At 48.6% G+C, this 21,509-nt stretch carries 21 protein-coding genes and 1 other RNA gene; 11 read left to right on the plus strand and 11 right to left on the minus strand.

Annotated features, from left to right (window positions below; all coding sequences use genetic code 11):
• Positions 1–34: 34 nt before the first annotated feature.
• From endA to metK, 3 genes are all read right to left on the minus strand, one after another.
• The gene (gene endA / locus C942_RS12590) at positions 35–739 is read right to left on the minus strand and encodes a deoxyribonuclease I (protein WP_007466335.1); all 705 of its coding nucleotides are present in this window, start codon (positions 737–739) and stop codon (positions 35–37) included.
• Between the two features lie 132 nt (positions 740–871).
• The gene (locus tag C942_RS12595) at positions 872–1,351 is read right to left on the minus strand and encodes a SprT family zinc-dependent metalloprotease (RefSeq protein ID WP_007466337.1); all 480 of its coding nucleotides are present in this window, start codon (positions 1,349–1,351) and stop codon (positions 872–874) included.
• Between the two features lie 114 nt (positions 1,352–1,465).
• Positions 1,466–2,620, minus strand: coding sequence for a methionine adenosyltransferase (gene metK, locus C942_RS12600; protein ID WP_007466339.1), 1,155 nt, complete (start codon positions 2,618–2,620; stop codon positions 1,466–1,468).
• A gap of 399 nt (positions 2,621–3,019) precedes the next feature.
• On the opposite strand from metK, the gene tkt reads away from it, so the two are divergent.
• The 5 genes from tkt (at position 3,020) to mscS (ending at position 9,900) form a co-directional block, all read left to right on the plus strand.
• Positions 3,020–5,032, plus strand: a complete 2,013-nt coding sequence (gene tkt / locus C942_RS12605; RefSeq protein ID WP_007466341.1) for a transketolase — start codon at positions 3,020–3,022, stop codon at positions 5,030–5,032.
• 263 nt (positions 5,033–5,295) lie between these two features.
• Positions 5,296–6,339, plus strand: a complete 1,044-nt coding sequence (gene epd, locus C942_RS12610; RefSeq protein WP_007466343.1) for an erythrose-4-phosphate dehydrogenase — start codon at positions 5,296–5,298, stop codon at positions 6,337–6,339.
• Positions 6,340–6,418: 79 nt separating this feature from the next.
• Positions 6,419–7,582, plus strand: a complete 1,164-nt coding sequence (locus C942_RS12615; RefSeq protein ID WP_007466345.1) for a phosphoglycerate kinase — start codon at positions 6,419–6,421, stop codon at positions 7,580–7,582.
• A 145-nt stretch (positions 7,583–7,727) separates the two neighbouring features.
• Positions 7,728–8,804, plus strand: coding sequence for a class II fructose-bisphosphate aldolase (gene fbaA / locus C942_RS12620; protein WP_007466347.1), 1,077 nt, complete (start codon positions 7,728–7,730; stop codon positions 8,802–8,804).
• Between the two features lie 211 nt (positions 8,805–9,015).
• A complete protein-coding gene (gene mscS, locus C942_RS12625; protein ID WP_007466349.1) occupies positions 9,016–9,900 on the plus strand; it encodes a small-conductance mechanosensitive channel MscS in 885 nt (294 codons plus the stop codon).
• 75 nt (positions 9,901–9,975) lie between these two features.
• On the opposite strand, the gene C942_RS12630 is transcribed toward mscS, so the two are convergent.
• Both C942_RS12630 and C942_RS12635 read right to left on the minus strand, forming a co-directional pair.
• Positions 9,976–10,497 (minus strand): YbaK/EbsC family protein, encoded by a 522-nt coding sequence (locus C942_RS12630; RefSeq protein ID WP_007466350.1) that lies wholly within the window; start codon positions 10,495–10,497, stop codon positions 9,976–9,978.
• Positions 10,490–11,122 carry a LysE/ArgO family amino acid transporter gene (locus C942_RS12635; protein ID WP_007466351.1) on the minus strand — a complete coding sequence of 211 codons (633 nt, stop codon included), beginning with the start codon at positions 11,120–11,122 and terminating at the stop codon, positions 10,490–10,492. The genes C942_RS12630 and C942_RS12635 overlap by 8 nt, the downstream gene beginning before the upstream one ends.
• Positions 11,123–11,256: 134 nt before the next feature.
• On the opposite strand from C942_RS12635, the gene C942_RS12640 reads away from it, so the two are divergent.
• Positions 11,257–12,153 carry a LysR family transcriptional regulator ArgP gene (locus C942_RS12640; protein WP_007466352.1) on the plus strand — a complete coding sequence of 299 codons (897 nt, stop codon included), beginning with the start codon at positions 11,257–11,259 and terminating at the stop codon, positions 12,151–12,153.
• Between the two features lie 172 nt (positions 12,154–12,325).
• The gene (locus C942_RS12645) at positions 12,326–13,024 is read left to right on the plus strand and encodes an oxidative stress defense protein (RefSeq protein ID WP_007466354.1); all 699 of its coding nucleotides are present in this window, start codon (positions 12,326–12,328) and stop codon (positions 13,022–13,024) included.
• Positions 13,025–13,102: 78 nt separating this feature from the next.
• Here C942_RS12645 and serA read toward each other — a convergent pair whose 3' ends face one another.
• The 5 genes from serA to zapA all read right to left on the minus strand — a co-directional run bounded on the left by serA (position 13,103) and on the right by zapA (position 16,671).
• The gene (gene serA / locus C942_RS12650) at positions 13,103–14,332 is read right to left on the minus strand and encodes a phosphoglycerate dehydrogenase (protein ID WP_007466355.1); all 1,230 of its coding nucleotides are present in this window, start codon (positions 14,330–14,332) and stop codon (positions 13,103–13,105) included.
• Positions 14,333–14,591: 259 nt separating this feature from the next.
• Positions 14,592–15,251 carry a ribose-5-phosphate isomerase RpiA gene (rpiA, locus tag C942_RS12655; protein ID WP_007466356.1) on the minus strand — a complete coding sequence of 220 codons (660 nt, stop codon included), beginning with the start codon at positions 15,249–15,251 and terminating at the stop codon, positions 14,592–14,594.
• Between the two features lie 190 nt (positions 15,252–15,441).
• Positions 15,442–16,050, minus strand: a complete 609-nt coding sequence (locus C942_RS12660; RefSeq protein WP_007466357.1) for a 5-formyltetrahydrofolate cyclo-ligase — start codon at positions 16,048–16,050, stop codon at positions 15,442–15,444.
• A gap of 128 nt (positions 16,051–16,178) precedes the next feature.
• A non-coding RNA gene (gene ssrS / locus C942_RS24690) (6S RNA) lies at positions 16,179–16,361 on the minus strand.
• Between the two features lie 7 nt (positions 16,362–16,368).
• Positions 16,369–16,671 carry a cell division protein ZapA gene (zapA, locus tag C942_RS12665; protein WP_007466358.1) on the minus strand — a complete coding sequence of 101 codons (303 nt, stop codon included), beginning with the start codon at positions 16,669–16,671 and terminating at the stop codon, positions 16,369–16,371.
• A gap of 322 nt (positions 16,672–16,993) precedes the next feature.
• Here zapA and C942_RS12670 point away from each other — a divergent pair, with 322 nt between their 5' ends.
• The 4 genes from C942_RS12670 (at position 16,994) to gcvH (ending at position 20,729) form a co-directional block, all read left to right on the plus strand.
• Positions 16,994–17,641 carry a UPF0149 family protein gene (locus tag C942_RS12670; protein ID WP_007466359.1) on the plus strand — a complete coding sequence of 216 codons (648 nt, stop codon included), beginning with the start codon at positions 16,994–16,996 and terminating at the stop codon, positions 17,639–17,641.
• A 38-nt stretch (positions 17,642–17,679) separates the two neighbouring features.
• Positions 17,680–18,867 carry a 2-octaprenyl-6-methoxyphenyl hydroxylase gene (gene ubiH / locus C942_RS12675; RefSeq protein ID WP_007466360.1) on the plus strand — a complete coding sequence of 396 codons (1,188 nt, stop codon included), beginning with the start codon at positions 17,680–17,682 and terminating at the stop codon, positions 18,865–18,867.
• Between the two features lie 2 nt (positions 18,868–18,869).
• Positions 18,870–20,078 (plus strand): FAD-dependent 2-octaprenylphenol hydroxylase, encoded by a 1,209-nt coding sequence (locus C942_RS12680; protein WP_007466361.1) that lies wholly within the window; start codon positions 18,870–18,872, stop codon positions 20,076–20,078.
• A 264-nt stretch (positions 20,079–20,342) separates the two neighbouring features.
• Positions 20,343–20,729, plus strand: a complete 387-nt coding sequence (gcvH, locus tag C942_RS12685) for a glycine cleavage system protein GcvH (protein ID WP_332308700.1) — start codon at positions 20,343–20,345, stop codon at positions 20,727–20,729.
• A gap of 112 nt (positions 20,730–20,841) precedes the next feature.
• Here gcvH and C942_RS12690 read toward each other — a convergent pair whose 3' ends face one another.
• Complete coding sequence (locus C942_RS12690) at positions 20,842–21,042, minus strand: DUF1107 domain-containing protein (RefSeq protein ID WP_036800051.1); 201 nt, start codon at positions 21,040–21,042, stop codon at positions 20,842–20,844.
• Positions 21,043–21,509: the final 467 nt, after the last annotated feature.

The raw sequence follows: 21,509 nt of genomic DNA on the forward strand, positions 1-21,509 counted from the left end.
GGCAGCAACGGCCGGATTGTAGCTGTTGTTTTTACTAGTTTTTACGCTGAGAACAGGCCTTCTCAACATATGGGTTATGGTTGCCCTGAATTTCTGCAATTTTCTCATTGCGGCGGCATTCCCAGTCGCTGACCGGGTATTGTCTGTCCCAGGCCTCCATGAGTTGGCGTTGCTGTCGGGAGAGGCGGAATGGGTATCTGTCGCTCATATACAGATAGGTTCTGGCGATAGCGCCACGAGCTGCCGGAGGCGGATCGGCACGGCGTTGCTTAAAGTCGACTTTCATTTCACATTGGCCGTAAAAGGCACCCTTGTCGTCGTTCCACGGACGGAAATTGAAGTTGGAGCGATCACCGTTCACCTCACCGATAGCTGGAGTCAGGTTGTGAAGATCCGCTTCCATATGGCGGAACCTGGCATCTTTACCGCAGTTCTTTCGACCGCCGTCCTGCCAGCACTGAAGCTGATGGCCAAACTGCCAGGCCGGCACCACGTGTTCCCACTCAATTCGGCTGGCACGACGCTTCTGTTTGCGAACTTCATAGCCGCAACTTTCCAGATCCGGGATGCCTTTTTTACCCTGCCACTTGATGTCACAGCCGCAATAGAAGCTGACCGGATGCTCTTGGTAGATATTGACGGCGATTTTCTTCGCTTTGCTGAATGAAGAGGGGTGGGCGGCCATCACGGTTGCCGGGAACAGTAAACCGATGGTGAGCCATTTTAAAGTGCGCTGCATGTGCGGCCTTATCATTGGAATCAGTTATGACAAGGTTATCACTGAATGTGGTTTTTAGAAGCAGTTCACTCTTTTTTATTTTGTAAATTACATAGTGTTACGTTTTGGGGACGGAGTTGTGGCGGTGGGCTGTCAGACGGCTTCAAGCGGTTGGTGGCACTTACGGCAGTGATAGACCGCTTGCTTTCGTATAACCTTGTTATGGCGTCGGATGGTCAGGTGGTGCTCACTACAGTGACAGCGGTAGAGGAAGGTGGTCCCCTGAACTGATGTGATATCAAAGCTGTGAGTGGTTCTGGCTGGTACGCCAAACACTTCAGTCATGATGATTTGCCATTCCCGGCCGTGAGGACGCACTTTGCCAAACAGTTTGAACGCAACCAGGTGAGCGACTTCGTGGGGAACTACTTCATCCAGGAAAGCTTGCGGATTTTCCTCCAGAAGAACCGGGTTGAAGCGTACTTCCCAGCCTTGCAGGCGGGCACTTCCTGCAATTTTACCCCGTTGGCGGAAGCTGACTGCTGGCATGGCAAAGTGTTTGTTGAGGCGGTGGTTGGCCTGGTCAATACAATGCCTGACTTTCTCATTAACCTGGTTTTGAAGGGATGTCATAGTCGGATCTGATTTTATAGCTGGAGCAGGGCAGTATAGGGAATTCGAATGAGAGTTCCCAGAAAACAAAAAAGGAAGCCGAAGCTTCCTTTTTCAATTTGTTTGCAGCAATGCTTACTTAAGCTTTGCGAAGTCGCGCAGCAGTTCAGCTTTGTCAGTTTTTTCCCAAGGGAATTCATCACGGCCAAAGTGACCGTAAGCTGCCGTCTTCTGGTAAATAGGCTGAAGAAGATCAAGCATTTCAAGCATACCGTAAGGGCGCAGGTCGAAGTGCTGTCGTACCGCTTCAACAATGATGTCGTGGGCTACTTTTTCGGTACCGAAAGTTTCAACCATGATTGATGTTGGATCAGCAACACCGATTGCGTAAGACAGCTGGATTTCACAGCGGTCCGCCATGCCAGCGGCAACAATGTTCTTAGCAACGTAACGTGCTGCGTAAGCTGCTGAACGGTCAACTTTTGATGGATCTTTACCAGAGAACGCACCACCACCGTGACGTGCAGCGCCACCGTAGGTATCAACGATGATCTTACGGCCTGTTAGACCACAGTCACCCATTGGACCACCGATTACGAAACGGCCTGTCGGGTTGATGAAGAACTTAGTGTCTTTGTTCAGCCACTCAGAAGGAAGAGTCGGTTTGATGATTTCTTCCATAACCGCTTCCTGTAGTACAGGTAGTTCAATGCTTTCACAGTGCTGAGTAGACAGAACGACAGCATCAATACCAACGATTTTACCCTGATCGTATGCAAAAGTTACCTGGCTTTTCGCATCAGGACGTAACCATGGCAGAGTGCCGTTCTTACGAACTTTAGCCTGACGTTCAACCAGACGGTGTGCGTAAGTGATTGGTGCTGGCATCAGTACGTCAGTTTCATTAGTCGCGTAACCGAACATGATACCCTGGTCACCGGCACCCATTTCACGAGGGTCTTCACGGTCAACACCTTGGTTGATATCCGGAGACTGCTTACCGATTGCACTCAGAACCGCACAAGAGTTCGCATCAAAACCCATGTCTGAGTTTACGTAGCCGATTTCGCGAACAGTGTTACGAGTCAGCTCTTCGATATCAACCCATGCTGAAGTCGTGATCTCACCACCCACCATTACCATACCGGTTTTTACATAGGTCTCACACGCAACACGTGCCTTAGGGTCTTGTTCCAGGATCGCATCCAATACAGCATCAGAAATCTGGTCTGCAATTTTATCCGGATGACCTTCTGATACCGACTCAGAAGTGAACAGGTGTTTTGACATGCGTGGTCTCACTTTTATGTTGATACGGATTGATATTGAGGAGCCCTGAAATCTGCAAAATTATTGATAAAACATATACGGATATACGTTTGAAAGTATAGAGCTACCTCCGTCTAGACGTCTATAATACTCTGGATCGGCAGAAAATCAACATTACGAATTGTAGGGTTATGCTGAAAACTTGAAGCAAACGTTTACGTCTGTGAGGCTGAGATTGGTATTTTTTTGTCAATTTCCGGTTAGCTTATTGATATCGGAATTATTTTATTGAGGGAAACGTTTGCAGTTTAGGGGGAGACTTTGCGACAATACACGCCCGCCGATTCCTGGTTTATTTGCCTTAGCTGTAATAAAGGCAAAAAATCGCAATAAAAAAGTCTACGAATTTTTGGAGCAGACATGTCTTCTCGTAACCATCTTTCAAACAAAGAGCTGGCTAATGCAATCCGTGCCCTGAGCATGGACGGTGTACAGCAGGCAAATTCTGGTCACCCGGGTGCCCCTATGGGTATGGCTGATATCGCTGAAGTACTATGGCGCAGCCACATGAACCACAACCCACAAAACCCACAGTGGGCTGATCGCGACCGTTTTATTTTGTCAAACGGCCACGGTTCTATGCTGATTTACTCTCTGCTGCACCTGACAGGTTATGAACTGTCTATCGATGACCTGAAGAATTTCCGTCAGCTTCACTCTAAAACGCCAGGCCACCCTGAATACGGTTACGCACCTGGCGTTGAAACGACTACTGGTCCTCTGGGTCAGGGTATCACTAACGCTGTTGGTATGGCGATTGCTGAAAAAGCAATGGCAGATCAGTTCAACCGCGACGGTCACGACATCGTTGACCACTTCACATACGCGTTTATGGGCGACGGTTGTATGATGGAAGGTATCTCGCACGAGGCATGTTCTCTGGCAGGTACTCTGGGTCTTGGCAAATTGATTGCTTTCTGGGATGACAATGGCATCTCTATCGACGGTGAAGTTGAAGGCTGGTTCACTGATGACACTGCTAAGCGTTTCGAAGCTTACGGTTGGCACGTAATCCCTGCTGTTGACGGTCACGACGCTGACGCTATCAACGCAGCTATTGAAGCGGCGAAAGCAGAAACTGGTAAACCAACTCTGATCTGCTGTAAGACGATCATCGGCTTCGGTTCTCCAAACAAAGCCGGTTCTCACGACTGTCACGGTGCTCCTCTGGGCGCTGAAGAAATCGCAGCGGCTCGTGAATTCCTTGGCTGGAGCCACGGTCCTTTCGAAGTTCCTGCAGACGTTTACGCTGAGTGGGATGCGAAAAAAGCGGGTGCGGCTAAAGAAGCAGCATGGGACGAGAAGTTTGCAGCATACGCAGCCGCTCACCCTGAACTGGCTGCTGAATTCAAGCGTCGTGTAAACAACGAGCTGCCAGAAAACTGGGAAGAAGCATCTAACGCTATCATTGCAGATCTTCAAGCAAACCCTGCGAACATCGCGTCTCGTAAAGCCTCTCAGAACTCACTGGAAGCATTCGGTAAGCTGCTGCCAGAATTCATGGGCGGCTCAGCTGACCTGGCACCATCGAACCTGACTATGTGGTCTGGCTCTAAGTCACTGACTGCTGATGATGCATCCGGTAACTACATCCACTACGGTGTACGTGAGTTCGGTATGACTGCAATCATCAACGGTATCGCACTACACGGCGGTTTCGTACCATATGGTGCAACCTTCCTGATGTTCATGGAATACGCACGTAACGCAATGCGTATGGCTGCGCTGATGAAAGTGCAGAACATCCAAGTTTACACTCACGACTCAATCGGTCTGGGTGAAGATGGCCCGACTCACCAGCCTGTCGAGCAGATCGCATCTCTGCGCCTGACGCCAAACATGAGCACATGGCGTCCATGTGACCAGGTTGAATCTGCTATAGCATGGAAATTTGCTATCGAGCGTAAAGACGGCCCTACTTCTCTTATCTTCTCTCGCCAGAACCTAGCGCAGCAGGAGCGTAGCGAAGCTCAGGTTGCTGACATCGCTAAAGGTGGTTACATCCTGAAAGACTGCGAAGGCAAGCCAGAGCTGATCCTTATCGCAACCGGTTCTGAAGTTGAGCTGGCAACAGAAGCATACGCACAGCTGACTGCTGAAGGCCGCAAGGTTCGCGTAGTTTCTATGCCTGCGACTGACGTATTCGACAAGCAGGATGCCGCATACCGTGAAGCGGTTCTGCCATCTGACGTGACTGCACGTGTTGCTGTTGAAGCGGGTATCGCTGACTTCTGGTACAAGTACGTTGGTTTCGACGGCCGTATCATCGGTATGACTACTTTCGGTGAATCTGCACCGGCAGGCGAGCTGTTCAAGATGTTCGGTTTCACAACTGAAAACGTAGTGAACACTGCAAAAGAGCTGCTGGCTTAATCGGGAATCAGACCCGTTATAACTATTACGATTTATTTCGATGTATGAAAAAAAGGCCTCAGCAAGAGGCCTTTTTTTGCTGAAAATGCGATGTACATCACCTTTTCTCCTCTAACCCTCCGCTGAAGTGAGTACCGGTTTTTGTATTTATCATATTGATTTGTAATTATTTTTAACAATCGGGTGATAGGGGTCACAATTAAGGTGATTCTCTGCTTGGCTTGGTATACACTAACGCGGCTTAGTAAATATGTAGCACGGATATGACACTAAAAGTCGCAATTAATGGATTCGGCCGTATCGGACGCAGTGTGCTTCGCGCGCTGTATGAAAGCGGCAAAAATCATCAAATCAACGTCGTGGCAGTCAACGAACTGGCTGAGCCTGAAGCAATGGCTCACCTGTTGCAGTACGATACCAGCCACGGGCGTTTCCAGAAGCCTGTCAGCCATGACCAGGAGCACCTTTTTATCGCTCATGGAAATGGTGACAAAGACTCTATCCGGATTCTGCATCAACCAGACCTTAGCCTTCTGCCGTGGAAAGACCTGGATGTCGACATTGTTCTCGACTGTACCGGTATTTACGGTTCAAGGGCCGACGGCGAAGCGCATATCAGCGCTGGTGCCGGAAAGGTTTTGTTTTCCCATCCGGGTGCCAATGATATCGACAACACCATTATCTATGGTGTGAACCATGAGTCGCTCAAGTCTGAGCACCGCATTGTCTCGAATGGTTCGTGTACTACCAACTGTATTGTTCCTGTTATTAAGGTTTTGGATGAGACCTTCGGTATCGAATCCGGCACTATCACTACAATTCACTCAGCAATGAATGACCAGCAGGTCATTGACGCCTACCACACTGATTTACGTCGCACCCGCGCAGCTAGCCAGTCAATTATTCCCGTTGATACTAAACTTCATCTTGGTATCGGTCGTATTTTTCCGAAATTTTCTGACAAATTTGAAGCTATTTCTGTGCGTGTTCCGACAATAAATGTCACAGCAATGGATTTAAGTGTCACAGTTAAAACAAATGTGAAAGTTAATGACATAAATCAATCACTGGCAGAGGCGTCTCGTTGTACATTAGCTGGCATAGTTGATTACACCGATGCACCACTTGTTTCAATCGACTTCAATCACGATCCCCATAGCGCGATTGTTGACGGCACCCAGACTCGGGTTAGTAATCAGCACCTGATCAAGATGTTGGTGTGGTGTGATAATGAATGGGGATTTGCCAACCGAATGTTAGATACGGCGTTGGCAATGCACAAAACCAGTGCAGAAGAACAGCTGTAAGAATTATGGGGCCGGGCAGTGAAGCCGGGCCGACAAAAGAACTTTGACTTTAAATTAATCAATGTTGAGAGGACAAACCATGTCTGTAATCAAGATGACTGATCTGGACCTTGCAGGTAAACGCGTATTTATCCGTGCTGACCTAAACGTGCCAGTAAAAGACGGTAAAGTAACTTCTGATGCACGTATCCTTGCATCTCTTCCAACTATCAAGCACTGCCTGGAAGCTGGTGCAAAAGTAATGGTTACTTCTCACCTGGGTCGTCCGACTGAAGGCGAGTACGCAGAAGAGTTCTCTCTACAGCCTGTTGTTAACTACCTGAACGATGCACTAGATTGCGAAGTTAAACTAGCTAAAGACTACCTTGACGGTATCGAACTGAACGCTGGTGAGCTGGTTGTTCTTGAAAACGTTCGCTTCAACAAAGGCGAGAAGAAGAACGAAGAAGAGCTGTCTAAGAAGTACGCTGCACTGTGTGACATCTTCGTAATGGATGCATTCGGTACGGCTCACCGTGCTCAGGCATCTACTCACGGTGTTGGTATGAACGCACCTGTAGCTTGTGCTGGTCCTCTGCTGGCTAACGAGCTGGACGCACTAGGTAAAGCAATGGACAAGCCTGCTCGTCCAATGGTTGCAATCGTTGGTGGTTCTAAAGTTTCTACTAAGCTGACTGTTCTTGAGTCTCTGTCTAAAGTTGCTGACCAGCTAGTAGTTGGCGGTGGTATTGCAAACACATTCATCGCAGCTGCAGGCCACAATGTTGGTAAATCTCTGTACGAAGCTGATCTGGTAGATACTGCTAAGAAGCTGATGGACGAGTGTGCAATCCCTGTTGCAACTGACGTAGCGTGTGCAAAAGCATTCGACGAAAACGCAGAAGCAGAAATCAAGCACGTTTCTGAAGTTCAGGACGACGACATGATCTTCGACCTGGGTCCTGAGTCAACTGAAGCTCTGGCTAAAATCCTGAAAGATGCGAAAACTATCCTTTGGAATGGTCCTGTAGGCGTATTCGAATTCAAGAACTTCGAAGCGGGTACAGCAGGTATCTCTAAAGCTATCGCAGAATCTGAAGGTTTCTCTGTTGCTGGTGGTGGTGACACTCTGGCTGCAATCGACAAGTTCGGTATCAAGGCTGACGTTTCTTACATCTCTACAGGTGGCGGTGCGTTCCTTGAGTTCGTTGAAGGCAAGGTTCTTCCTGCCGTTGCTATGCTTGAAGAGCGTGCAAAAGCTTAATTGATTGACAGTGCGGGAGCTTAGGCTCCCGTGCATTAATTGTTTGTTAAACAGATCAAGTTTTTATAGAATGCTTGGCCGAAAGCAAACGATTGCAAAAGATTTCATTTTACATACAGACTACAAGGCAAATAGGACTATTGTTATGTCTAAGATCTTCGATTTCGTAAAACCAGGCGTTATCTCTGGTGACGACGTACAGAAAGTATTTGAAGTTGCAAAAGAAAACAACTTCGCACTTCCTGCAGTTAACTGTGTAGGTACTGACTCTGTAAACGGTGTACTAGAAGCTGCTGCTAAAGTTAAAGCGCCAGTTATCGTTCAGTTCTCTAACGGTGGTGCTGCTTTCTTCGCTGGTAAAGGTCTAAAACTTGAAGGTCAGGAAGCTCAAATCCTAGGTGCTGTTGCAGGCGCTAAATACGTTCACGCTGTAGCTGAATCTTACGGTGTACCTGTTATCCTTCACACTGACCACGCTGCGAAGAAACTACTTCCATGGATCGACGGTCTGTTGGACGCTGGCGAGAAGTACTTCGCTGAAACTGGTAAGCCTCTGTTCTCTTCTCACATGATCGATCTGTCTGAAGAGTCTCTGGAAGAAAACATCGAAATCTCAGCTAAGTACCTTGAGCGTATGGCTAAGATGGGCATGACTCTGGAAATCGAACTGGGTTGTACTGGTGGTGAAGAAGATGGCGTAGACAACTCTGATATGGATCAGTCTGAGCTGTACACTTCTCCAGAAGACGTTGCTTACGCATACGAGAAACTAAACGCTGTTAGCCCACGTTTCACTATCGCTGCTTCTTTCGGTAACGTACACGGTGTATACAAGCCAGGTAACGTTGTACTGACTCCAACAATCCTACGTGACTCTCAGGCATACTGTGCAGAGAAGTTCGGTATTGCACCAAACGCTCTGAACTTCGTATTCCACGGTGGTTCTGGTTCAACTGAAGCAGAAATCCAAGAGTCTATTGGTTACGGTGTTATCAAAATGAACATCGATACTGATACTCAGTGGGCTACTTGGGACGGTATCCGTCAGTTCGAAGCTGACAACCACGATTACCTACAGGGTCAAATCGGTAACCCAACTGGTGAAGACGCGCCTAACAAGAAGTACTACGATCCACGCGTATGGCTACGTGCTGGTCAGGCTTCTATGGTTGCTCGTCTTGAGAAAGCATTCGCTGACCTTAACGCAATCGACGTACTGTAATTAGTTCGTTAACCGCGTAAGCGAAAACAGTTTGAAAAAGCCCGCTTTTGCGGGCTTTTTTTTTGCCTGTAGTTCACGGATGAAAGCATCAGCTTGCTAATTAATTGGTATCTGTATTAGCCAGAGGTATTATTTTACAGGTATAAATTGCGGCTGAAGGCGAGCATCGCTTGGCCAAACATAACAACAATGGAAAGAGAGAAAATAAAGTATGACTGAGAGTGTTGCGGAGACCGTGGTTGAAACCATTAAGGATAATGAGTTGACCACTGGCGTTCTGAATGCCGGAGAATGGGTTGCTGACAATCAGGAGTTGTTGATCCAGTATGGGGTGAATATCATTTCAGCCTTGCTGATCCTGTTTATCGGTAACTTAGTGGTTAAAGCCATTGCCAATGGCGTCGCGAAAGTGCTGCGTAAAAAGCAAATGGATGATGCCGTTGTCGAATTCCTGCATTCGCTGGTGCGTTACCTGCTGTTTGTTATCGTATTGATTGCAGCATTAGGGCGTGTCGGTGTGCAGACGGCTTCTGTGGTTGCCGTGATCGGTGCCGCCGGTTTGGCTGTCGGCCTGGCTTTACAGGGCTCACTGTCAAACTTTGCAGCCGGTGTTTTGATTGTGGGCTTTCGTCCGTTTAAATCCGGTGATTATGTCGAAATTGGCGGGGTGTCCGGTTCGGTGGAGTCAATTCAGGTATTCTCAACAATCCTGAATACCCCGGATAACAAAATGGTCGTGGTGCCTAATGCTGCTGTGATTGGCGGGCCTATTACTAACTACTCTCGTCATAAAACCCGTCGTATCGATTTGGTGATCGGGGTTTCTTATGATGCCGACCTGAAGCATACTAAGGAAGTGTTGACTCGAGTGATTGAAGCGGATGACCGTATTCTGAAAGATCCGGCCCCGACAGTTGGCGTGCTGGCTCTGGCTGATTCTTCTGTGAACTTTGCTGTGCGTCCTTGGGTAAAAACGTCTGACTACTGGGGTGTTTATTTTGATTTGATGCAGGCGATTAAAGAAGAGCTGGATAAAGAAAACATTGGCATTCCTTATCCGCAGATGGATGTGCATCTCAACAAAATCGACGGCTAACCAAGCTGATTGAACATAAAAGAAATGGAGCTATGCGGCTCCATTTTTTATCTGGTTTATCAGGAATGCTGAGGTTTATACCTGTTCGGCTTCTTTTTCCGGCAGCATGATAACGGTGTTTGGCATGGCTTCCAGTAGCGTCATCAGGGATGAAGATGCGAAAGCAAAAGTGAAATCTGGTTTACCCGGTGTGAACATCAGTTCCGGATAGCTGAAAACAATAGGATCAACCAAGACTTTAACTTCTTCCGGCAGGGCGAATGGACATACCGCACCAGGTTTGCAGCCAATTGCCTCGATCATTTCTTCATTACTGCACACTGAAACTCGTTTGCCTAGCAGCTGTTTGACCAGCTTGCTGTCAAGGCGGCTGTCACGATGGGTCAGCAGAAGGCAGTGTCCGCCTCCTTTGATTTTCATAAACAGGCTTTTGGTCGGCGCTGCTGTCCAGCCCAGCTCTTTAGCGATGCGGGCATCGGTCTCGAAGTCGAGAATAGGTTCATGTTGCCAGGACTGGTAGTCAACGCCGGTTTGGCTGAACAGCGTTAAATTTTGCTGATAGATAGCTTCTAAGGAAGCGGTGGATGCTTTAACCAAGGTGAGTCTCCCATAAACCGTGCGCCAAGTGGGCTGCAATAAAGAACATCATAGCGGCAACAAGACAATCAATCGTCCTTTTTACCCGAGGTTTTGATAGTGTTGGCCCCAGCTTGGCAGCACCAATCGATAGGCTGTAAAACCAGACAAATGATGCCATGATAGTGCCGACGGCAAATGCGATACGCTCGTGCCCCTCGAACTGGCCGCCGATAGAACCCAGTATAACCACAGTATCTAAGTACAAATGTGGGTTAAGTACTGTTACGGCAAGTGCGCCTAAAATGACCGCTCGTCGGCCCCGGGCCATGACTTCTTTCTGTTCTTCCTGGTGGCTTGCTGAGGCCAGGGCGCTTTTCAGTGACATGAACCCATAAATGCTGAGGAAGGCAATGCCACCAAGGGTGACGCATAGCAATAAGGTTTCGTTGCTGGACAGCAGAGCACCACCGCCAAAGATACCAAGGCTGATAAAGATAACATCGCAGATACTGCAGACGGTGGCTGTCGTTAGGTGATGGTGACGTTTAATCCCTTGATTCAGTACATAGGCATTTTGTGCACCGATCGGAATGATCATGCTGGCTCCAAGACCAAACCCTTGTAATAGCGGCCAAAGACTCATTGTTGCTGTGTTCCTTATTCTTGTTTTTACTTTAAAAAGTGTCTGATGGCATAAGCTTAGTTTTGACGGTAGGATTAAGTAAAACTAATAATTTTTATCTATCATAAGTTTGTCTAATAAAGCAGGGAGGCGGAATGCGAGGGCTGGATTATCGTTGGGTTGAGGCGTTAGATGCTGTGATCAGCCAGCGGGGGTTTGAACGGGCGGCTGAGTATTTGTGTATTACCCAATCAGCGGTTTCCCAGCGGATTAAACAGCTGGAAAAGCTGATGGCGCAACCTATGCTGGTTAGGGATCAGCCGCCAAGGCCAACACCTGCCGGCCAGAAAGTCTTGGGGCTATATCGCCGGGTCCGTTTGCTGGAGCAGGAATTGTTGCCGGAAGTGATCCCGGATGACTGTAGTCAGCCACTGTCTGTATCCCTGGCGATCAACGCTGACAGCCTTGCGACCTGGTTATTGCCAGCGATCAGTCCGCTGCTTAAATCACGACGTATAGAACTCAATTTGTTGGTTGAAGATGAGATTCGAACGCTGGATAAGCTGCGTAGCGGGGAAGCTGTTGGTGCGATCAGTATGGAGTCGGAACCGTTGCCGGGATGTGTCGCTGACTATCTGGGCCGGGTTGATTATTTGTGTGTTGCCAGCCCTGAATTTGCCCGGAAGTATTTTGCTGATGGGGTCAAGCGCGAGAGCCTGCTTGCTGCGCCGGGGGTTGCGTTCGATCAGCATGATGATATGCATGAACGTTTTGTTCATCAGCACTTTAATTTGCCGCCCGGCAGTGTAATGAAACATACGGTGAGATCATCAGAAGCTTTTGTCAGGGTGGCGGTGGAGGGGATTGCCTATTGTCTGATCCCAAGGGTACAGATCCAGGAGGAGCTTGCCAGCGGACAATTAGTTAACCTGATCCCTGAAGTTTTCCTGACCCGACGGATGTACTGGCACCACTGGGCGCTGGAAAGCGGGGTGCTAAGTGAATTGTCACAACTGTTGATCAGTCATGCCCAGGATGTATTGCCACAGTAAACTTTGTCTTTAGTAGATCCAGCTTTTATCTCAAGGGAGGAGAGGGCTGTTGATAGAAGATGAAATAAAACAATGTGCGATATATTTTTTCTCAACCGGGATATTTTGACGTTTGTTGTTGTCGAATGGGACATCAGGCTTTTTCGCCACTATAACCAAACAGGATAATCTTATGAAAAAACAGCTGTTAGCCGTGTTATTAGGATTTAGTACATTGGGATTTGCCGGAGCAGCATCGGCGCAGATGACAGTACCTCATTTGGAAACTGTCGGTAGTGGTGAGGTTTCGGCTCAGCCGGATATGGCTGAATTTTCGGTTGCCGTTGAAGAGAATCGGCCAACGGCCAAAGAGGCCAAGCAAGCTGTCGATAAGGCCGTAACGGCATTTGTTGAGCGCTTGCTGGCACAGGGTGTAGAACGTTCTGATATTCAGAGCGCCAATATCAGCCTGCAACCACAGTATCACTACCCTAAAGATAAGAAGCCGGAATTGGTTGGTTACCGTGCTAACCGTTATGTGACTGTTACCGTGAGGGATTTGGACAAGCTAAATACTTACCTGGATAACGCTTTGGGTGACGGGATCAACCGCATTAACAATATCAATCTGAAAGTCAGCAATGAAGATGAGTATATTGAGAAAGCCCGTCAGGCGGCGATTAAAGATGCGATAGCCAAGGCGGAATCACTGGCGAAAGGTTTTGGTGAAAAGCTTGATGGGGTATGGCGCATTACTTACCAGGTTGCCAGCCCACGTCCGGTGATGATGCGGATGGCAATGGATGCGGCTCCTGAGGTGTCTGCAACTTATCAGGATACTGAAATTACCATTCGAGACCGGGTAGAAGTGGTATTTAAATTACAGGACTAAAGGTTCCGTAATACTCTGTATCCAGTAAAAAGGAGAGCGAATGCTCTCCTTTTTTACATTATATGGTCTGCAGGAAGATCAGTGCAGCAGGCGGGCACGAATAGTGCCGTCAATGGCTTTGAGTTTGGTCAGTGCCTCTTCGGCACGCTCAGTTTCAACGTCAATGACCACATAACCGATCTCTGGTCCGGTTTGCAGGAACTGGGCGGCGATGTTGATGCCTTCCTCTGCAAAAATCGATGTTACCTGGTTTAGGATACCCGGGCGATTTTCGTGGATATGAAGCAGACGAGAACATTCACGCAGTTCAGGCAGTGATACTTCCGGGAAGCCGACGGCGGACAGGGTTGAACCATTGTCAGAGTATTTCACCAGCTTGCCGGCAACTTCGACACCGATGTTTTCCTGTGCTTCCTGAGTAGAGCCACCGATGTGCGGTGTCAGCAGGACATTATCAAATTTAGCCAGCGGTGATTCGAATGGGTCTTTGTTGGTTTTTGGTTCAACCGGGAATACGTCAATTGCCGCTCCGGCGATATGTTTGCTTTCCAGCGCGCTGCACAGTGAATCAATATCGACAACGGTACCACGCGCGGCGTTAATGAAGATGGCGCCGGGCTTCATACGGGCGAACTCTTCGGCCCCGATCATATTCTGGGTTTCCGGGGTTTCCGGTACGTGCAGGCTGATCACATCACACTTATTCAACAGCTCTGTCATCGAACGGACTTGAGTGGCATTACCCAGCGACAGTTTGTTCTCGATATCGTAGAAGTAGACTTTCATACCGAGGTTTTCAGCCAGGATACCCAGCTGGGTGCCGATGTGGCCGTAGCCGATAATACCGAGGCGTTTGCCACGGGCTTCGAAAGAGTGTTCAGCCGACTTCTGCCATTCACCGCGATGAGCTTTGGCGTTCTTTTCTGGAATGCCGCGCAACAGCAACAGGATTTCACCCAGAACCAGTTCGGCAACACTTCGGGTATTAGAGAACGGAGCGTTGAATACCGGGATACCGCGTTTGGCGGCTGCAGAGAGATCAACTTGGTTGGTGCCGATACAGAAACAACCAACAGCAATTAGTTTCTTGGCGGACTCAAAGACCTCTTCTGTTAGCTGGGTACGGGATCGGATACCGATGAAATGTGCATCTTTAGCGGCTTCAAGCAGTTCGTCGCCTGACAGAGAGCCTTTGTGGTATTCGATATTGGTGTAACCGGCTTGTTGAAGAACCTCAATTGAAGAAGGGTGGAGGCCTTCTAATAAGAGAATTTTGATCTTTTCTTTATCCAGTGAAACTTTAGCCATTGGTTCTCATCCTTAAAAACTTGAGACGGCGAACCATCGGAACAGCTGGTGTGGCAGGCAGGAATGGAGGTGCATGAAAGGATTCCTGGATGCCGCCCGACGGCGCTGACTCAAATGATTGCTACATGCTGAATATTAAAGTAACAAAAAAAAATGAGGTTGGGTAAGAAAATTACGAAACGGACAAGAAAAAACGGCATAAAATATGCCGTTTTGTAATCAAATAACAGAATTAAGTAAGCTTATAGAGCTAAGCTACTTATTTTTCGAACTTTTTAACGCCTTCAGAAGAGCCGACAAGCAGAACGTCAGCACCACGGTGAGCGAACAGACCCACGGTTACCACACCCGGAAGGGCATTGATTTTGTCTTCCATCGCTTTCGGGTCAGTGATTTCCATGCTGTGAACGTCCAGGATCACATTGCCGTTATCGGTTACCACACCTTCACGGTAAACAGGGTCACCACCCAGTTTTACCAGCTCGCGGCCGATGTATGAGCGAGCCATTGGGATTACTTCAACTGGCAGCGGGAACTGGCCCAGTACATCTACCTGTTTGGTGTCATCAACGATACAGATAAATTGCTTGGCAATGGCGGCAACAATCTTTTCACGAGTCAGGGCTGCACCGCCGCCTTTGATCATGTCATATTCAGCGTTGATTTCGTCAGCACCATCAACGTAAATGTCCAGGCTGGAAACTTCGTTGGCATCAAATACTGGGATACCGATTTTTTCCAGACGTTCAGTCGAGGCAATTGAGCTTGATACCGCTCCTTTGATTTCTGATTTACGAGTTTCCAGAGCGTCGATGAAGTGATTAACGGTTGAGCCAGTGCCCACACCCACGATGCTGCCTTTCTTCACGTATTCCAATGCAGCCCAGCCGGCAGCTTTCTTCATTTCATCTTGTGTCATGCCTTTCTCCTAGTGATGACAAACGTTGCGCGGAGCGCTGATTATAGCTAACTGGCTCCTTGCCCGTCAGGTCAATTATTTGATCGAGATCTCTGTTTTCAGTTTGGTAGTGGTTGTCGGGTAAGTAAATGTTGAAAACCGGGCAGAGGCGGCTGAGGTCGGGGGAGTTTGGCAAGTGTTGAACCTGGCCTTATACCGGCCAGGTGAAGTGGTATGACGGGGTAATGATTTCCGGCAGGGGAACATCCCAGGCTTCAAAGGGCAGGCTATCAACCTGCTGACAGTCATGGGCCAGCCCGAGAGGTTGCGGGCCAAGGCGCTCATTGTGCCAGCGGTTCAGGGTCCGGTCATAGTAGCCGCCGCCCATTCCCAATCGTTGGCCAGTATTGTCAAAAGCGACCAGCGGGGTGCAGACCAGATCGAGTTCATTCACCGGTTTAACCAGCCTGATATCCAGTATCGGCTCTCGAATCTGGTATTTGTTCAGCTTCATTCGGGTATTTGGGGTGTAGTGCAAAAACAGCAGATGGCCCTTGCTGAACGGGTGAAGTACCGGCTGGTAGACAGATTTACCTTGTTGCCACAACCAGTCAATCAGTGGTTGGGTATCAATTTCCCCGTCATTAGACAGGTAAAGGGCAATGTGATTGGCGTTAATCACGCAGGGTAGTTGCTGAAAGCGGATCAGGAGCTCTTCTGCATCATGCTTTTGTTGCTTCTGGCTCAGGGCACGACGGCGCTGGCGGATTTCCTGACGAATATGTTGGCGTGAAGCTAACGGGTGAACAGCTGATCTCATAAGTCATCCAGTGACAGAGGTTGTTCGGGAATATAAAAGATATATAAAGAAGCGAGTTTTTGACAGATAAGTTGCTGAATCCGGGGAACTCGATTCTTGTTACCAATCTAGCTTATCAGAGATAGGAGGTATGCCCCAAGGTGCCGTTGCGAATTGTGGCCCTTGAACCAGACGTTCAAGGTGGATCGGCAACATTAACCGTAGGCTTCTCAGTACGAGCTGAGCATGCTCAATAGCTAATAAAAGCCAACCCTTTGTATTTGCTTATCGGCTCGGGGACGTTAATTCACTGACGTACACCCCAGGGTCAATTCATTATCAACGCTTTGGTTGATTTTGCAATGCCTTATCCAAACTTTCTGCTAGTGCGTTGATTCGATTGGATAAATTTGAATCATTGCCTTGTTGTTCATGGCGTTGCTGATGCAACTCGTTACAAATATTCAGACCGGTGAACATCAGCAGTTGTTCAGCGTTGTTGATCTTTGTGCGTTCAGACAAGTCTTGAAGACGCTGGTCGAAATCTTTTGCTGCTTCACGCAGTGCGTCTTCCTGACCCGTTGGGCAATTTACCTTTAGGATGCGGCCCAATACTTGAATTTCAACAGCCTGAGTACTCATAAACTTATAATCTTGTTCCGTGCCAGATTGTTAGTTTGGCATTCCGCTTGCTATTCGCGACAGGTGGCTAAATATAGAAAAAGCCTTTTCAACATGCAAGCTCGCTAATCACGGTTTGCGGTGAATGCCTGCTGACTAATCAGATATTGACCGTTTTGCACCAAACATCGGCCCTGGATTTCAGCGAAGTTGCCATAGCTGTCGCACTCTTTGAGTAACAGATATTTCTGTTACGGATTCTCAGGCTATTAGCCTGTTTTCAACCTAAGTGATAGCATAACATAGTTAATCTGAGCACCAACGAAATTAAGGTTAAAAGCCCATGAGCGAAGTAAAATTACCTGCGTATGACGCTGTTGATGCAGCACTGAAAGAGCACGGTCTAGCGGTTTCTCCGTCAGAGCTTCACGGCCTGTTGAACGGCATGGTTTGTGGTGGACTGGCTGTTGATGGTGATAACTGGGTCGGCCCTGTATGTGATTACGCCAATGAAGGTGAGCCTTTAACGGATGGTGCCAAAGCCATGGTGCGTTCTGTTTTTGATGCTGTTGCCGGTGAGCTGGGCCTGCTGACGAATACCCTGTTCAATTCAACGGCTGCAGAATTGGCGGATGCTGAATTCAACGTTTCCCTGCTGCTGCCAACAGAAGGCGCAGATCTGATGTTGCGGGCTGAAGCACTGAGTGAGTGGACGACAAACTTTATCTCCGGCCTGGGCCTGATGGGACTAGAAAAGAACAAGATGTCGCCGGATTTGAGCGAAGCTGTCGCTGCACTGGAGGAGATCTCGCAGCTGGGTATCGATGAAGATGACGATATGGATGAACAGGCTGAACTGTTTGAAAACGTGCTGGCTTATGTACCTGAGTGTGTGCTGAGCTGTCTGGTAGAACTGAGCCAGCGTCCGGGCGCAGTGGAAGAGCCGGTTGTACCGGGGCTTGATTCGGTTAAGAAGCCGACTTTGCACTAATAACTACGTGCACTAATAACAATGGTAAGGGAGTGAATGTGAAGCAGTATGATGTTGTCATTGCCGGTGGTGCAATGGCGGGTGCGACACTGGCTATTGCCCTCAATAATCTCAGCGGCGGCCGATTAAAGATCGCCGTGGTAGAGGCGGTAGCACCGAAGCTGGATCAACACCCGGGGTATGATGCCCGGAGTATTGCCTTGTCTTTGGGATCTGCCAACTTGCTGCAACAAATAGGCATCTGGTCGAGTATGGACGATATTGCCACCCCAATTTCCCATATTCATGTTTCGGATCAGGGGCATGCAGGCATTGTTCACATTGATGCCTGCGAGCAGGGTGTCGATGCCTTGGGGTATGTGGTAGAGCTGGCTGATGTCGGTGCCTTGCTTCACAAACAGCTTAATGAACTAGAGGCTGTCGAGCTGCTTTGCCCGGCAGTGATCACGGATATTCAGCGTAGCCAGGAAGCGGTGACACTGGCCCTTGAGCAGGGTGAGACGATCAGTGCCAGATTGCTGGTGACGGCTGACGGTGCCTTGTCGTCTTGCTGTGACATGCTGGGAATCGGTCGCAGTGAATATGACTTTGACCAGGTGGCGGTAATAGCTAATGTGACAACAGCCGAAGCCCATCAGGGGCGGGCGTTTGAGCGCTTTACGCCTTACGGGCCGGTTGCCTTGTTGCCGATGTCAGAAGGACGAAGTTCACTGGTGTGGTGTATTAAACCGGAAGATCAGCAAAAAGTGCTGAACTGGAGTGATGAGCAGTTTCTGACCGAGTTGCAGCAGGCATTTGGCTGGCGCCTGGGGCAACTGGTGAAAGCCGGTTCCCGCTGCGCTTATCCGCTGCTTCTGCGTCAAGCTCAGCGCATCATTTCCCACCGGGTTGCCGTGGTCGGCAATGCCGCGCAGACACTTCATCCGATTGCCGGTCAGGGCTTTAACCTTGGTCTGCGTGATGTCATGTCACTGGCTGAAGAAGTGGTTCGTGGTTTTGATGAAGCTGGTGATCCGGGATCAGCACAGATCCTGAGCCGTTATCGTCAGCGTCGGACGCCGGATCGTGAGGCTACTGTAGGGATGACCTCTGGTTTGGTCGGAGTGTTTGCCAATAACAGCCTGCCACTGGTGGCTGGCCGCAATACCGGACTGTTGGCGATGAGCCTATTTGATACGATAAAAGCACCGCTGGTACGGCGGGCAATGGGACAGGTAGAAAGATAATAATGATGCAAAGTGTTGATGTTGCCATTATCGGCGGCGGTATGGTGGGGCTGACCCTGGCTGCTGCGCTTGCCGATACCGAGCTGCGTGTTGCTGTAATTGAAGGCAAACTGCCTGAGCAAGAACTGGCTCCGTTACCGGATTTGCGAGTGTCGGCACTCAGCCGCGCCAGTGAGCGAATTCTACGTCGGGTTGGTGCCTGGTCGGGTATTGAATCGCGACGTCTTAGCCCGTACGGAAAAATGCAGGTTTGGGAGCAGGACAGTTTTGCTAGTATTGAATTTGATGCAGCCCGACTGGCGCAGCCGAATCTCGGTCATATTGTCGAGAACCGGGTGATTCAACTGGCGTTACTGGAGCGGATAAAGCAATTGCCTAATGTGACTTTGCTGGCACCGGAACACTGCCAGAATATCGCTTTCGGCGAGAGTGAAGCCTGGCTGAATCTGGCTTCCGGCAAGAGCCTGACAGCCAAGTTGGTTGTCGGTGCTGACGGGGCAAATTCCTGGGTACGTAACCAGTTGGATATCCCGCTGACCCACTGGGATTACGGTCATAGTGCCATTGTTGCCAATATCCGCTGCAGTGAGGCTCATCAGCAGACTGCTCGTCAGGTTTTCCGCCCACAGGGGCCGCTGGCATTCCTGCCATTGGCGGATAAGGATTTGTGCTCAATTGTCTGGTCGGTACCGCCACTGAAGGCTGAGCTCCTGTGCGATATGAGTGACGAGGAATTCAACAAAGAACTGACAGCGGCTTTTGATAACCGTCTGGGTCTTTGTCAGGTTGAAGGTGAGCGTCAGGCTTTTCCGTTGAGAATGCGTTATGCCCGCGACTTTGTCCGGGATCGAGTGGTTCTGGTTGGGGACGCGGCCCATACCATTCATCCGCTGGCCGGGCAGGGCGTAAACCTTGGTTTGCTGGACGCTGCCAGCCTGGCTCAGGAGCTGAAGAGTCTGTGGCAGCAAGAGCAGGATATCGGCAAGAAGGCTAACCTGCGTCAGTATGAACGCTGGCGTAAGGCCGAGGCGGCGAAGATGATCACCGCGATGCAGGCTTTCCGTGATCTGTTTGACGGTAGCAATCCCGCGAAGAAACTGGTGCGTGATATTGGTTTGTTTATTGCGGACAAAGCGCCGGGCGTGAAAGATGAATTTATGCGCCGAGCTCTGGGCCTGACCGGTGACTTGCCTGATCTGGCTAAGCCATAAGCTCTTAGGAAAGTTACAACTTTTGCGGTAGAAACCGTCTCTTCGGAGGCGGTTTTTTTGTGCGCATGATTTTTATAGGGATTATTTGATCACACTTTGAATTTTTTCTCCTACAGTAAATAACAGGAAATTTAGTCCGTTGGACTAAAGCTTGATCGCAGCCATGTGAGTTTGAGGAGCTGTCACTGTGTTTTTTCTCTGCTTTCATCGCACTGTGTTGAGGCGATAGGCAGGCTTTCATAAGGAAGTTTCACCATGAGCTATATTCCCACTGAATTGAAATATACCAATACCCATGAGTGGGTACGTCCGGAAGGTGATGGGGTTTTTACCGTTGGTATTACCGATCATGCCCAGTCGTTACTGGGAGATATGGTTTTTGTTGAGTTGCCTGAGTTGGATGCGGCAACGGAGGCCGGCGAAGATTGCGCGGTTGCTGAGTCAGTAAAAGCCGCATCGGATGTTTATGCGCCTCTGACCGGTTTTGTAGTTGCTGTTAATGAAGATTTGGAAAATTCACCGGAGCTGGTAAACAGTGATCCCTATGGTGACGGTTGGCTGTTTCAGATCAAAGTAGAAGATGAAAGCGAGTTTGCCGATTTGCTGGACTCTGATAATTATCTCGACTTGGTTGATGAATCAGAAGAGTAGCTGAGAAGGCTCGGTCTATTGTCCTGCAAACCCTAATCGGTTTGTTGTGTTTAAATACAGCAAAGCCCACTATGTGGGCTTTTGCATAAACGGATTATTTTGACCGCTATTTTTAAAATTCTCTGAGGCGTTTTATTTCCCTGTTGATTTCGTTCACGGTCTGAAAATGCCGTTGCTGGGCTTTGACTGGCACAAGCAACATTCCTTTGTCGAATTCATAGCCTCCTCGGCCATCGATGTAGATCCTTCCACTGAATAAACGGCTTACATGCTTTGCAATTAACGTGGGCACGTAGCGTTTGAACATGCGCATATTTTGTCAGCCTCGTCTGATTTTCGAACAGGGGGGATTATAAGCCAGCCACTATGAAAGTTTTGTGACTGTAACAGCACAATCTCAACGCCAAATTTAACTGGGTGGTTTATTTATTTGTGAGCGTTATTTGGCGGAGTATAAAATTCTTTTATTTCATAATTAGAAATAAAAAATAAGAATTAGAAATTATTCGCATCAATGTCTTTGCCTCGAATTATTATTGGATAATTATGACGTTATCTGCATCTTTCCTGTAATGGCGCGGTTTGTTGTTGGGACGAAGTTCTCTTTTTTGTCGCCCTGTTATGAATTGAATTTTTTTGCTTTGTAGTCATTTCAGAATTTTGTGCTGAATTTCCTTTCTGGTCTGAGCTCTGAGACTTTTTCTCTTTTTTATCGGCCTATTTCAATTTTTCTGCGTTGGATCAAAAAAATGTTTCTGGCATATGCCAATAATAAGCCTG

It is taken from the genome of Photobacterium marinum, from assembly GCF_000331515.1.
Taxonomy (GTDB): Bacteria; Pseudomonadota; Gammaproteobacteria; order Enterobacterales; family Vibrionaceae; genus Photobacterium; species Photobacterium marinum.

Coding starts and splice junctions, on each gene's coding strand:
- mscS (WP_007466349.1), top strand. CDS start 9,016: ATGACTGAGAGTGTTGCGGAGACCGTGGTTGAAACCATTAAGGATAAT.
- C942_RS12615 (WP_007466345.1), top strand. CDS start 6,419: ATGTCTGTAATCAAGATGACTGATCTGGACCTTGCAGGTAAACGCGTA.
- C942_RS12690 (WP_036800051.1), bottom strand. CDS start 21,042: ATGCGCATGTTCAAACGCTACGTGCCCACGTTAATTGCAAAGCATGTA.
- C942_RS12645 (WP_007466354.1), top strand. CDS start 12,326: ATGAAAAAACAGCTGTTAGCCGTGTTATTAGGATTTAGTACATTGGGA.
- fbaA (WP_007466347.1), top strand. CDS start 7,728: ATGTCTAAGATCTTCGATTTCGTAAAACCAGGCGTTATCTCTGGTGAC.
- metK (WP_007466339.1), bottom strand. CDS start 2,620: ATGTCAAAACACCTGTTCACTTCTGAGTCGGTATCAGAAGGTCATCCG.
- endA (WP_007466335.1), bottom strand. CDS start 739: ATGCAGCGCACTTTAAAATGGCTCACCATCGGTTTACTGTTCCCGGCA.
- C942_RS12635 (WP_007466351.1), bottom strand. CDS start 11,122: ATGAGTCTTTGGCCGCTATTACAAGGGTTTGGTCTTGGAGCCAGCATG.
- zapA (WP_007466358.1), bottom strand. CDS start 16,671: ATGAGTACTCAGGCTGTTGAAATTCAAGTATTGGGCCGCATCCTAAAG.
- epd (WP_007466343.1), top strand. CDS start 5,296: ATGACACTAAAAGTCGCAATTAATGGATTCGGCCGTATCGGACGCAGT.
- C942_RS12595 (WP_007466337.1), bottom strand. CDS start 1,351: ATGACATCCCTTCAAAACCAGGTTAATGAGAAAGTCAGGCATTGTATT.
- C942_RS12680 (WP_007466361.1), top strand. CDS start 18,870: ATGATGCAAAGTGTTGATGTTGCCATTATCGGCGGCGGTATGGTGGGG.
- serA (WP_007466355.1), bottom strand. CDS start 14,332: ATGGCTAAAGTTTCACTGGATAAAGAAAAGATCAAAATTCTCTTATTA.
- rpiA (WP_007466356.1), bottom strand. CDS start 15,251: ATGACACAAGATGAAATGAAGAAAGCTGCCGGCTGGGCTGCATTGGAA.
- C942_RS12640 (WP_007466352.1), top strand. CDS start 11,257: ATGCGAGGGCTGGATTATCGTTGGGTTGAGGCGTTAGATGCTGTGATC.
- C942_RS12660 (WP_007466357.1), bottom strand. CDS start 16,050: ATGAGATCAGCTGTTCACCCGTTAGCTTCACGCCAACATATTCGTCAG.
- C942_RS12670 (WP_007466359.1), top strand. CDS start 16,994: ATGAGCGAAGTAAAATTACCTGCGTATGACGCTGTTGATGCAGCACTG.
- tkt (WP_007466341.1), top strand. CDS start 3,020: ATGTCTTCTCGTAACCATCTTTCAAACAAAGAGCTGGCTAATGCAATC.